Below are 12,563 nucleotides of genomic sequence, written 5' to 3' on the forward strand. Positions count from 1 at the left end.
AGGCGGCATGCCGTTTTTTAAAGGTATAAAAGAAGATATCGCCAGCGTTTTCGACAGAGATCCGGCTGCGCGGAACACAATGGAAGTGTTGTTTCACTATCCTGGACTGCATGCCACCTGGTTCCATCGTATAAGCCATAAGCTTTGGGGCTGGAAGTTATATTGGCTTGCTCGTTTTGTTTCTAATGTTTCACGCTGGCTAACGGGCATAGAAATTCATCCGGGTGCTAAAATAGGTCGTCGCTTTTTTATTGATCACGGCATGGGTGTGGTCATTGGTGAAACCGCAGAAATTGGCGATGACGTTACTTTGTATCATGGCGTGACTCTTGGCGGTACTAGCTGGAACAAAGGTAAACGGCACCCGACCTTGAAAGACGGTGTGGTGATTGGTGCAGGAGCAAAGGTACTGGGTCCAATTACTGTCGGAAAATCTGCACGCATTGGCTCTAACGCCGTGGTGGTGCGAGATGTACCGGAGCTAACCACTGTGGTCGGCATTCCGGCCAGGGTAGCTCAGTCGGCGGTCGATGCGGAAACAGCGGAACGTCGTAAAAAAATGGCAAAGGAGTATGGCTTCGATGCCTATGCTATCTCAGCCGATAACCCAGATCCGGTTGCAACAGCAATTGGGCGTATGCTCGATCATGTACAGGTTTTAGATAATAAAGTCTCTGACCTTTGTCAGGCTGTTAATAAGTTGGGTGGCGATGTCTGTGGTGAGATCCCGGAAGTCGATATGGACGATGTCGAGTTTCTCGAAGAAAGTGAGCGCGCCGCAAAACGACGCGCCGATAAAGATGATACTTCAGCCTCGGGTAAACAAGACTCTTAACTTTTTAAGTTAAAGCGCTCAATCAGTGAGTAAAGCTGCTGACTGGTGTTTTGCAGCTCGTTGCTTGAGCGTTGAGTTTGCTCTGCTGTTTGTTGGGTATGACGTGCAGTGTCCGCAATTTCAGTAATTTGCTCGCTGATATGCTCCGCAACGCCGCTTTGCTCTTCAACAGCGGACGCCATTTGCGTCGACATATCTGAAATTTCCTGAATAGCCACTGATATCTCACCCAGAGCAGTGTCTGCCAGACGAACTTTCTCAACACCCTCTGATGCCGCCTCTTCACCTTGTTTTGAAACCTCGACGGCATTACGTGCGCGCTCGCGTAACTGTTGAATGACTTTGTGAATACCCTCAGTAGACTGGGTTGTTCTTGAAGCCAGTGAGCGAACCTCATCTGCGACCACTGAGAAACCACGGCCATGCTCGCCGGCACGGGCCGCTTCAATGGCAGCATTCAGGGCTAACAGGTTGGTTTGGTCGGCAATGGAGGATATTAAATCGGCAGCCTCGCCAATAGCCCCGGTCGACTCATCCAGCTCTTTAACGGTTGCGGCTATTTGCCGAACGGCATCGTGAAGATGGACGATAACCTCGCTTGCTTCTCTTGCCAGCCCAACGCTTTCATCCACATTGGTTTTGGCTGACTCAGCCTGCTGCGCATTACGTTCAACCGTATCTGCCACTTCCTGAATGGCGGACGCCATCTCATTCATAGCCGTTGCCGTCTGTTCAGTCGCAGCCGTTTGTTTATCGACATATTGTTTACTAAGCTGAGCTTGATCGTAAGTATCGTTGGTCACTTTTAACAGGCTTCCAACCGCGTCCTTCATGCGGCTAAGTGCGGTACGGTTACGGGCGCCCTCGCTGATAAGCTGCATAGCGAGCCTGGCTTCGCGTCCCTGTTTATCAAAGTAGGTCATGCCAACCAGTTCGGAATCAAAAGCCTCTGGGCGTAACTCAAGTAACCCTTGCAGCATACGGCCAATATAGGTGGCGTAAGCGAACGTGGTAATAGCGGTAGCAGCCAAAGCGATTAACGCAGAGGTAGGTTCACCGAGGAGTGCTATGGCGGCACTGGCAATTACGCCGGGGATAACGACGGGCATTAAATCTTTACAGCCCAGCCAGAGTCGTTTTCCCAGGGGAATGGCATGCTTTCCTGAATTTAACCGCTCATAGATGCGCTGTGCACGCTTTTTACGCTGGTCTGATGCGGCAACACGGACGGACTCAAAGCCAACCGGCTTACCGTTTTCCATAATTGGCGTAACGTAAGCGCTCACCCAGTAATGGTCGCCGTTTTTACAGCGGTTTTTAACCAGACCCATCCAGGGCTTACCGCGCTTGATGGTTTTCCACATATTCTCGAAAACGCTGGCAGGCATGTCAGGATGACGCAAAAGGTTGTGCGGTGAGTCAATTAACTCATCACGTGCGTAACCACTGACATTAACGAAATCTTCGTTGCAGTGCTTTATGACCCCTTTAAGGTCAGTCGAAGAGATCAGTCGATAGTGGTCTGGAAAGCGGTTTTCCTTTCCTGTAACCGGACCATTATTTTTCATAAGCGCCTTTGGGAAGTTTGATTTACATCAATATAGTAAGGTTATCGTATTTCGGCAGGAAAAGTTTAGTGATTTAGGTTTTAGCCATAAAAAAACGCCGCTAAGAGCGACGTTTTTGAAATTCTTTGTGTAAACGTTCGGCACCCGTAAGGGCACTGAAGGTTCCTTACATAGGAACTACGTTTTCAGCTTGTGGACCTTTAGGGCCTTGAGCTACGGTGAAAGAAACTTGCTGGCCTTCTGCCAGAGTTTTGAAACCGTCAGACTGAATAGCGCTGAAATGTACGAAAACGTCTGCGCCGTTTTCTTGTTCGATGAAACCGAAGCCTTTAGCTTCGTTAAAGAATTTTACTTTACCAGTAGTAGTAGACATGCTGATATTCCTCGTAGTGCATGTTGAAATCAATGTATTGCTAAAAAAAACTTGGTATTACTTGGACTTACAAAACGAGGTACAGCAAAAAGGACTTCGTAAAAAATCTCAAATCAATAGCCGAAATTTTCTCAGCGGTTTCGAGTATACGCTTAATATAGCCCGAGTCAACAACAGGTTGCGTTATTTTAACCAATTGCGGCTTATATGACGGAAGGTATCGCCGCCCGCTTTTTCAAGCCACTCAAAAGCGGCCATTTCAGAAGTGATAATTTCCACTCCAGCGCTTCGCATACGTTCTATCGCGCTCTCTTTGTCGGTTGGACGACGAGAACCGACCGTGTCAGCAGGCAAAAACACTTGATAACCGGATTCCTGAAGTTCAATGGCGGTTTGCAGGACACACACATGAGTTTCCATGCCCATAATAACCACATGTTTCTTATTGTACTCGGAGAGAACATCGCGGAAGGTATCGTCACGCAAAGCGCTGAAATGTGTTTTTTCAACAACGCGGGCCGCTTCTATGATCTCTTGCAAACTATCAACGGTGTAACCTAAACCTTTGGGGTATTGTTCGGTAATAAGAATAGGCAAGTCCAACTGCATAGCAATTTCACCCAGCCAACGCATGCGCGAGGTGACAACGTCTCGTTGATGAATTGCAGGCAACAGTCGCTCCTGAGCATCGACAATAAGTAATAGAGAATCTTTGGCGCTAAGCAGCATTGTTCATTCCTGTTGGTAGAAAGTCGGTTCACATACTAACCTTAGCCCATTAATCTATCTATCAGCAAAAAGTCTTAATTTGGTCAATAATCACCCATGAAATTTGCAGTTAGGGCGGCCAATGGCTACAATCCTCGCCTTTCCAAATGCAGATGCACATCCAAAACAGTAAATAAAAGGTGACACCATGGCTCCGGTATTGATTCTAATGGGTTCCCAGTCCGATTGGCCGGTAATGCAAAAAGCAGCAGAAATGCTGGAATCGCTGAACGTAAAGTGGCAGGCGAAAGTCGTTTCTGCGCATCGTACGCCGGACTTACTTAAGTCGACTATGGAACAAGCCGAGCAAGACGGAGTGCCTGTGGTTATTGCCGGCGCTGGTGGCGCTGCTCACTTGCCTGGTATGCTGGCGGCTTATACGGCCATTCCTGTGTTTGGTGTGCCGGTTCCAAGCAAGCAATTAAAAGGTTTAGACAGTTTATTGTCTATTGTGCAAATGCCTAAAGGTGTGGCTGTTGGTACTCTGGCTATTGGTGATGCCGGTGCGGCCAATGCGGGCTTGTTGGCTGCTCAGGTTATTGGCAGTTTTGACAGCGAAGTGCGTAAACGCGTACATGAATTCCGCAAAGCGCAGAAAGAGAAAGTGATGGCGAACTCAGATTTGGAGCTGCCAAAATGAAAATTTTGATCCTTGGCAACGGGCAGTTAGGTCAAATGCTGGGTAAAGCCGTTATTCAGCAGGGGCATGAATGTGTCTTATACAGTGACCGACTGGATAAGGTGATGGCTTTAGGTAGCCAACAACCTTTGGCAATGACGTTAGCCGAGGCGAATGACTGGGCAGATGTAACCACCTGGGAGCACGAGCATTTAGGCGAAGAGCTGGTTGCTAAAACCGCCGATAAGTTCTTATTAAAAGCAGAGCGTTTCAACGGCTTAGTTGATCGTCGTACGCAAAAATCGCTTTGTGATGAACTCGATATTCCCACTTCCGCCTGGAAAGCCTATGAGAATGTGGCTGAGCTGACGGCCATTTTAGAAAGCTGTGACCATGCCGTGGTCATCAAGTCGGCAAAAGGTGGTTACGATGGCAAAGGTCAGTGGCGCTGGCGTCCGGGGGACGACATTGCGGCCGTTGCAGAAGATGCAGGACAACGCCCGGGCATTGTCGAAGACATGATTAACTTTACCGACGAGGTTTCTGTTGTGGGAGCTCGCTCACACAAGGGAGAGCAGCGCTGTTTCCCGCTGACATTAAACGTCCATACTCAGGGTATTCTGTCTTACAGTCTGGCTGGCGCAGAGCATTTTTCTAAAGCGCTTGAAGCTTTAGCCAAAGAGCATCATAAGAAGCTGACCGACGCGCTGGATTACGTGGGCGTATTAGCTATTGAGTTCTTTGTCGTTGGTGAAGGCGAAAACCAACATTTGCTGGTGAACGAAGTGGCTCCGCGGGTTCACAACTCAGGGCACTGGACGATGAGTGGCGCTAATTGTGACCAGTTCAACCTGCACATTCGCGCCATTACCGGTTTACCGCTGCCCGACTTACTGATAGCCCCCACCTTAATGGTGAACGTGATTGGCGTTGCGGGTATTCCGGAAGCTTTATGGGAAGCGGCGGCCGCTGAATGTCATTGGTATGGCAAGGATGCGCGACCCGGTCGTAAAGTCGGCCACGTGAATATTATGATTGATTCGTTTGAGCGGGGCGAGAATTTAGCCTCTACCTGGGCGGATAAACTGCAACTGTTAGCGAGTTAATACCTGCTTAGATGAGCGGTTAAAACCGCTCATCCAGCCATTTCTGCATATCCTGAACCTGCTCTAAGCACAGCGAGTGCGGCATTGGGTAGGTTTGATACGTCACTGAAAACCCTTTCTCTTTCAAAATTGCACAGGCTTTCTGGCCAAGAACTTCCGGAACCACAGGGTCCTGAGTGCCATGTTGAACCAAAATGGGCAGTTGTGCATTGGCTTCATTAACCTGAATATCACCGGCGGTGGCAAAGTACGTAGAATGCGCCATTAAACCCGCCAGCGGTTTCGGGTAGGTCAAAGCAGCTTCATAACCTACGGCACCGCCTTGTGAGAACCCGGCAATAATAATGCGTTTACTGTTGATGCCCTGAGCAATTTGCTCGTCTATCATGGCATGCACTTTGGCCGCTGACTCGCGCAATTGTTCGCTGTCTATCTGGCGGTCGATGCTCATGTCGGTAATGTCGTACCAGGCAGGCATGACCATACCCTGGTTTATAGTGACCGGCATTTGTGGTGCGTGAGGAAACAAAAAGCGAACCTGCGCGTTGGCAAATTTTAAGTGTTCGGTCATAGGGACAAAGTCATTGCCCGAGGCTCCCAGGCCATGCAACCAAATGATAACGGCGTCGGCTGTGCCTGCCGGCTCGTGTTTTATGACTTCCAGAGACATTACTGCTTTCCTATTTCTGCGGCAGGGTAAGAACCCAGCCAGTGAATGTTGTTCATAGCGGCCAATTCTTCAAGAGCCGAAGCGACACCGGGTTCGCTGCGGTGGCCATCAAAGTCGATAAAGAAATGATAGTCACCAAACTGACTACCCGCCGGCCGCGACACTATGGAGGTTAAGTTAATTTGCTGCTTTGCAAACACCTGCAAGCTGTCAACCAGCAAGCCGGGATGGTCGTTGTCATCAATGAGCAGCAAGCTGCTTTTCCAGTGCTCATCCTTTCTGTATTCCGGCTCTTCAGACGCTGCGGATAATACCACGAAGCGTGTTTCGTTGCGTGGGTTGTCAGCGATATTGTTACTCAATATCTGCAACGTCTCCGGGCAACTAATGTGTTGGGGAACTATGGCTGCAGACGCCTCTTCAGCCGCCAGCAGAGCTTGAAGCGACGCGGCGTTGCTGGCCGTATGAATAATGGGCAGCCCGAGCTTGTGTAAGTACGAATTACATTGTCCGGCTGCGACAAACTGTGCCCATATCTGGTTAGGCTTCGCACTATTACTGAGACATTGGAAGCCAACAGGAATACGGATTTCCGCCTGAATGCGCAAGGGCCTTTGCACCAAATAGTCGACGACCGGAGAGACGAAGCCTTCTGTCAAATTTTCAATAGGAACAACCGCAGCGTCGCATTCTCGTCCAACCGACGCCAGGCAGCTGACCAGGTTATCCAGTAACTGAATGTCGTGATTTTGTTCAGGCTGGACAAGCTCCGCGGCAACCTCCGAAAAGGTACCGGCAGGGCCTAAAGTGGCTAGCTTCATTTCTTATATTGCTCGAACCAGGCCAGTGCATGCTCAATTTTGGCAATCATGTTGGAAGGCCGAGCCGTAACTCCGTGAAAAGCGCCCGGAACACGAACCATAGCTGTATCTACTTTTTGCAGCTTCAATGCCTGGTAGAACTGCTCGGTTTCCGATATCGGTGTGCGACGATCCTTCTCGCCGGTGAACAGCATGACCGGTGTTTCGACGTCACCGACCATAGACAGTGGCGAGCGCTGCCAATAGTGCTCAAGCTCTTCCCATGGCATACCCGGGAACTGGTTGGTGATTTGGCCAATTGAGCTGTCAGCCGTCAGTACTTTACTGACCCAGTTAATAACCGGGTTAGTGGCGGCAGCAGCGTTGAAGCGATTGGTTAGTCCTACCGCATAGGCTGTGGCGATGCCACCTGCAGAACCGCCGGCAATAAACAGGTTGTCTGAGTCGGCAATGCCTTTATCAATGAGTAAATCAATGCCAGTCATGTGATCAGCAAAGTCATAAGGTGACGAGTAGTTGCCGTCCAGCAGCATGGCAAAGTCTTTACCGTATGAAGTACTGCCGCGATGGTTTACATAAAGCACCACATAGCCCTCGGCGGCATAGCGCTGGTGTTCTGCAGCAAAATGCGGACCGTAAGACAGATGAGGACCGCCATGTATTTCTAACAGTAACGGGTACTCTTTGTTTTCATCGTAGTTTGGCGGAGTAATGTACCAGCCATGAATCTCTTCGCCGTCATAGCGCGACTCATAGCGAATTTCGTGAACTTCACCCAACTCACGGTGACCAAGCAGGTCTTCATTAAGCTGAGTAAACTGAACCGCTTCGCCATCTTGTGGCTGATAACCGACATCGGCGGGGCGATATTCGGACCCCTTGGGGTAGGCAATGGCGCCAGTTTTTGAGGCCGTAAACGAGCCCATGGTATAAGGACGGCTGACATAAACACCGGAAACGTCATCCACTCGGTTTGTCAGTTCATTGCTCAATGTGACATCTGCAACAACGGTTTTGCCCCGGTCGGCGTATGAAACCGCCAGTGATTCATTGCCCGTCCACTGTGGCGAGCTGAAAGAACGGTCAAAGTCAGCTTGAAGTTCTGTCTCTGAGCGTTCGCTCCAGTCCATGATCCACAACTGTGACTTATGGTAAGGCACTGGCTCGTTCGAACTGTGTAAGTAAGCCAGACGCTCGCCGTCAGGAGAGAACTGCGGCGACGACTCGCGGCCTGGCTTGTCAGTGACCTGCGTCACTTCCTTTGAGCTCAGGCTGACGCTGTAAAGGTCGCTTTCATTCACCTGATACGCCCAGTCTTCCGAGCGGTTGCCGGAAAATACGATATGGCTGTCGTCCTCGGTCCAGGCCAGTGGGCCGCCATGTCGATAAGGACCATCGGTCAGCTGGCGTGCACTGCCACCCTCAGCCGGAACCACGAAGAGTTGTGTGTGCGCCGGTTCCAGAACGCCTTTCCCGTCGCGCTGGTAATAAGCTTCTTCCACAATAATCGGCGATTTGGACCACTTCGCGCCTTTGGGTTTAGCTGGCTTTTTTACGCTTTTAGCAAAGGGCGTAGGTTCAGATTTAACCGACATGGTAAATGCCAGTTGAGTATCGTCGTTAGACCAACTAATGCTGCCCGGGCTTTCGCTTACATGAGTGACTTTAGCGGTGCGCTGTTCTTTAATCCAGTGCACATGAATTTGGTTCTTTTCCGAGCGATTAGACGCAAAGGCAAGACGAGTGCCGTCGTTTGACCAGGCCAGACTGCCGTAGTTGTATTTATCATCAAAAATCGGTAAATGTTGACCGGTTTCGGTATCAATCAGCCATAATGAGCGACGAGTATTGTCTTTCATATCATCGAAGCTGTTGCGTATGTACGCAATGTATTTACCGTCAGGAGAGATACTGACTTGGTTGGCGTACTCGAGCTGGAAAATGTCTTCAGCCTTAAATGTATCGTCTGATAACGCTGGAGCGGAAGTAAAAAGTAGCATTAAGCTACCGGCAATGACGGATTGTTTTAACCACATTGTTGTTCTCCTTTTAAGTATAACTTTACGTTACTGAAGCTGACGAGGTGATGCAAAGAGTTCCGTTCAAGTTGGCAGAAAATACGGTAAACTGAAAACCTTTTCCGAATGTTGTCAAAAAATTTAGAAGGAAAGCCCATGCACTACCGCCAAACTCGCGCAGAAATATCGCCCGCTGCAATAGCGCATAACGCTAAGTGGGTGCGTAAGACGATGGCTGGGGGGAAATTGCTGGGAGTTGTTAAAGCCGATGGTTACGGGAATGGTGTTGAGCCAGCAGTGCAGGCGTTAGAACCGCATGTGGACGGCATGGCCGCTGGCTTCATGGAAGAAGCGCTGGCCGTTCGGGAATGCGGATACACAGGTCCGCTAGTTATTTTAGAAGGCTGCTTCTCCTCGTCTGAGCTCAGGGTTTGTGCAGAAAACAACTTAAGCCCGGTGGTGCATTGCGAGCAGCAATTACAAGACATAGAGGCGGAAGCTTTAAGTAAACCATTGTGGGTGTGGTTAAAGGTCGATACCGGCATGCACCGCTTGGGCTGGTCGGAAGAACAAGCTCAACAAGCATTGAAGCGATTAAACGCCAGTAGTAATGTGTCTGGGGTAACGCTAATGTCACACTTGGCTAACGCCGATGCGAACCATCGACTGAATGCAGAGCAAAAACAACAGTTCTGTCAGTTATCGGATACACTTAAAGGCTTTCAAGCCCGTAGTCTCCACAATTCGGCCGGCTTACTGAACCCTGATACCCGATGGCCACTTCAGGAAAATGACTGGGCCCGTGCAGGTTTATTGCTTTACGGTGTAAACCCCTCGAGTGTGACCGAAGTACAGCAGGAGCTTCAACCCTCGATGCGGCTGGTCGCCCCGGTCATTGCATTGCATCAGCTGGAAAAGGGCGAGTCGGTCGGCTATGGCAGCGCCTGGAGTGCTGAACGACCAACGGTCATTGCAACGGTGGCTATGGGTTATGCGGACGGTTATCCGCGACAGGCGAAAAATGGCACACCAGCAATGATCCGAGGCAAACGTGTCACTTTAGCCGGGCGAGTCTCTATGGACATGTTGACGATAGATGTCACTGGCATTGAGGGTGTGCAGTTGGGTGATGATGTTGAGCTGTGGGGGCCGAACGTTGATGTACGACAGGTTGCGGCCTGCGCAGATACTATTTCCTGGCATTTACTGACAGGTGTGAGCGGACGTGTTCCGCGGGTCGTTGTTTAACAGACTCAACTTCTGAGTATTAGCCATACAAAAAGTATGGCAATTATTAGTATTTATCCTACAAGCTTTACATCTTTGACCCTGATCTTTGTCAACAAAGGCGTATACTTAAGACAAACCTCAGTTAAGGGTGTTTGCTATGTTCGAAAGTTTCGATGCATTGTTTCTGGCGCGCTTTCAGTTCGCTTTTACGATAGCGTTCCACATTATTTTTCCTGCGTTCACCATCGGTGTGGCCAGCTATCTGGCGGTACTGGAAGGCCTTTACTTAAAAACAAGAAATCCGGTTTATCAGAAATTATTCCGTTACTGGGTCAAAATCTTCGCCGTTGCCTTTGGTATGGGCGTGGTCTCAGGCATTGTTATGAGTTACCAATTTGGTACTAACTGGTCGGTATTCTCGGACAAAGCAGGGCCGGTTATCGGACCGTTAATGGGTTACGAAGTACTGACTGCCTTCTTCCTTGAGGCCGGGTTCCTTGGTGTCATGCTGTTTGGTATGAACAAAGTGGGTGAAAAGCTGCATTTCTTTGCTACCTTGATGGTTGCAGTGGGTACAGCCATTTCCGCTTTCTGGATACTATCGGTAAACAGCTGGATGCAGACCCCGGCAGGCTACGCCATGAATGACGTTGGTCAGTTTGTGGTGACCGATTGGTTTGAAGTGGTATTTAACCCTTCTTTTCCATATCGGCTGGCGCATATGTTGTTAGCGGCTTACCTGACAGTGGCCTTTGTGGTGGGTGCAGTCGGTGCCTGGCATTTGCTAAAGGACAAAACCAACGCCGCCGCACGCAAAATGTTCTCCATGGCCATGTGGATGGCGTTAATTGTTGCGCCATTGCAGGTTCTGGTCGGCGACTTCCATGGGCTGAATACTCAGGAATATCAACCTGCAAAAGTAGCTGCAATGGAAGGGCACTTTGACACCGAAGCCCGGGCGCCACTGTATTTATTCGGATTACCCAACGAAGAAACGGCGGAAGTGGACTACGCTTTGAAGGTGCCGGGGCTTGCCAGTCTTATTCTGAAGCATGACATTAATGCCGAAGTGACCGGGCTGGATCAGTTTCCGCGCGAAGACTGGCCTCCAGTGGCAACCGTATTTTGGTCATTCAGAGTCATGGTCGGAATAGGGCTATTGATGGTACTGGCGGGGTTATGGTCAGGTTTACAACGGTTACGAGGCAAGCTTTATGACAACAGCCTGCTACTGCGCTTTAGTTTGTTTATGGGCCCCATGGGTTTTGTCGCTGTAATTGCCGGCTGGATAGTCACCGAAGTGGGGCGTCAGCCCTGGGTTATTCAGGGCTTGCTACGAACCGCCGATGCGGCGTCTCCTATTGATAAAGCCGGTGTCGCGGGCAGTCTGATAGCCTTTATTGTGGTTTACTTCCTCGTTTTTGGTGCCGGTACGTTCTATATTCTGCGTAAAATGGCAGCGGATCCTGCAAAAGTGACGATTCCCGACTATGCCAAACATAAGCCGACAATGGCGGCTGAGCGCATTTACGATGAGGAGGCCTAAGCTATGGATTACGCACTGATTTGGGCAATATTAATTTCGGTCGCCGTATTTGCTTATGTTGCGCTGGACGGCTTTGACCTGGGAATTGCACTGCTTTTCCCCTGGTTTAAAAAGGAAGAAGACCGCGACGTAATGATGAACACCGTTGCGCCAGTCTGGGACGGAAATGAGACCTGGCTGGTACTGGGCGGTGGTGGCTTACTGGCGGTGTTTCCGCTGGCTTATTCGGTGTTAATGCCGGCTCTTTATATGCCGGTTATTGCCATGCTTCTGGGGCTGATTTTCCGCGGTGTGGCTTTTGAGTATCGCTTTAAAACCAAACGCGCAAAAGGTATCTGGGACTTATCCTTTATTATTGGTTCGCTGATAGCGGCTTTGAGTCAGGGCATTATGCTGGGCGCAATGCTACAGGGTATCCAGGTAACAGACCGAGCCTATTCCGGCGGCTGGTTTGACTGGTTAACCCCGTTTAGCTTTTTCTGCGGTGTAGCTGTGGTTATTGGTTATATGATGCTGGGATCGACCTGGCTGGTAATGAAGACGAAAGGTGACCTGCAACGCCAAAGCTATAGGGCGGGCTGGTACAGTGCTCTTTTATTGGTCGCTTGCATTGCTTTTGTGAGTCTTTATTTGCCCTATGTAGACCCATTTATTGCGGAACGTTGGTTTACTTATCCGGCCTCGGTTGGCTTATGGGTGCTACCAATTCTGCTGGTAGGCATTACGCTTGGATTACTGCGCTCGCTGCATAAAAAGCAGGAAGGCAGACCCTATTTGTGGGGCCTGGGACTGTTTCTTTTGTCTTTTGCCGGGTTTGCAGTCAGTATTTTCCCTTACCTGGTTCCGCGCAGCATTACCTTGTGGCAGGCAGCCGCGCCGGATAATAGCCTGAAGTTTTTACTTATTGGCGCTGTGGTACTTCTGCCTATTATCTTCGCTTACACAGGTTATACCTACTGGGTGTTTCGCGGCAAGGTGGATTCAGACAGTGGATATCACGACTGATGAA

12 protein-coding genes are annotated in these 12,563 nt (G+C 49.8%); 6 read left to right on the plus strand and 6 right to left on the minus strand.

The genetic code is table 11. From position 1 onward, the window contains the following. Nucleotides 1–7 precede the first annotated feature (7 nt). Nucleotides 8–835, plus strand: coding sequence for a serine O-acetyltransferase (cysE, locus tag BM359_RS07545; protein ID WP_054488891.1), 828 nt, complete (start codon nt 8–10; stop codon nt 833–835). On the opposite strand, the gene BM359_RS07550 is transcribed toward cysE, so the two are convergent. The 3 genes from BM359_RS07550 to BM359_RS07565 form a co-directional block, all read right to left on the minus strand. Further along, on the minus strand, nt 832–2,403 hold the full coding sequence (locus BM359_RS07550; protein ID WP_054488889.1) for a methyl-accepting chemotaxis protein: 1,572 nt from the start codon (nt 2,401–2,403) through the stop codon (nt 832–834). The genes cysE and BM359_RS07550 overlap by 4 nt on opposite strands. Nucleotides 2,404–2,569: 166 nt before the next feature. Then, nucleotides 2,570–2,776, minus strand: coding sequence for a cold-shock protein (locus tag BM359_RS07555; RefSeq protein WP_011233297.1), 207 nt, complete (start codon nt 2,774–2,776; stop codon nt 2,570–2,572). 183 nt (nt 2,777–2,959) lie between these two features. After that, nucleotides 2,960–3,505 carry a hydrolase gene (locus tag BM359_RS07565; protein WP_054488887.1) on the minus strand — a complete coding sequence of 182 codons (546 nt, stop codon included), beginning with the start codon at nt 3,503–3,505 and terminating at the stop codon, nt 2,960–2,962. Between the two features lie 187 nt (nt 3,506–3,692). Between BM359_RS07565 and purE the strand changes: the two genes are divergently transcribed. Together purE and BM359_RS07575 are read left to right on the plus strand one after the other, a co-directional pair. Next, the gene (gene purE / locus BM359_RS07570) at nt 3,693–4,184 is read left to right on the plus strand and encodes a 5-(carboxyamino)imidazole ribonucleotide mutase (RefSeq protein WP_053954128.1); all 492 of its coding nucleotides are present in this window, start codon (nt 3,693–3,695) and stop codon (nt 4,182–4,184) included. Beyond that, nucleotides 4,181–5,269 (plus strand): ATP-grasp domain-containing protein, encoded by a 1,089-nt coding sequence (locus BM359_RS07575; protein ID WP_054488885.1) that lies wholly within the window; start codon nt 4,181–4,183, stop codon nt 5,267–5,269. The genes purE and BM359_RS07575 overlap by 4 nt, the downstream gene beginning before the upstream one ends. A gap of 19 nt (nt 5,270–5,288) precedes the next feature. Here the strand turns inward: BM359_RS07575 and BM359_RS07580 are convergent, their stop codons facing one another. From BM359_RS07580 to BM359_RS07590, 3 genes are read right to left on the minus strand one after another with little or no spacing between them, the layout of a single operon-like run. Further along, the gene (locus tag BM359_RS07580; protein WP_054488882.1) at nt 5,289–5,939 is read right to left on the minus strand and encodes an alpha/beta hydrolase; all 651 of its coding nucleotides are present in this window, start codon (nt 5,937–5,939) and stop codon (nt 5,289–5,291) included. Further along, nucleotides 5,939–6,760 carry a prephenate dehydratase gene (locus BM359_RS07585; protein WP_054488880.1) on the minus strand — a complete coding sequence of 274 codons (822 nt, stop codon included), beginning with the start codon at nt 6,758–6,760 and terminating at the stop codon, nt 5,939–5,941. Before BM359_RS07585 ends, BM359_RS07580 begins: the two co-directional genes overlap by 1 nt. Continuing rightward, nucleotides 6,757–8,796, minus strand: a complete 2,040-nt coding sequence (locus BM359_RS07590) for a S9 family peptidase (protein WP_054488877.1) — start codon at nt 8,794–8,796, stop codon at nt 6,757–6,759. Before BM359_RS07590 ends, BM359_RS07585 begins: the two co-directional genes overlap by 4 nt. A gap of 138 nt (nt 8,797–8,934) precedes the next feature. Between BM359_RS07590 and alr the strand changes: the two genes are divergently transcribed. From alr to cydB, 3 genes are all read left to right on the plus strand, one after another. After that, nucleotides 8,935–10,026, plus strand: a complete 1,092-nt coding sequence (gene alr, locus BM359_RS07595; RefSeq protein ID WP_054488875.1) for an alanine racemase — start codon at nt 8,935–8,937, stop codon at nt 10,024–10,026. Between the two features lie 139 nt (nt 10,027–10,165). Further along, nucleotides 10,166–11,554, plus strand: a complete 1,389-nt coding sequence (locus BM359_RS07600; protein ID WP_054488873.1) for a cytochrome ubiquinol oxidase subunit I — start codon at nt 10,166–10,168, stop codon at nt 11,552–11,554. Nucleotides 11,555–11,557: 3 nt separating this feature from the next. Beyond that, entirely contained in the window at nt 11,558–12,559 is a 1,002-nt protein-coding gene (gene cydB, locus BM359_RS07605) for a cytochrome d ubiquinol oxidase subunit II (RefSeq protein ID WP_054488871.1), read from the plus strand. The last annotated feature ends 4 nt before the right edge of the window (nt 12,560–12,563 follow it).

This window comes from Idiomarina abyssalis (genome assembly GCF_900116625.1).
Taxonomy (GTDB): Bacteria; Pseudomonadota; Gammaproteobacteria; order Enterobacterales; family Alteromonadaceae; genus Idiomarina; species Idiomarina abyssalis.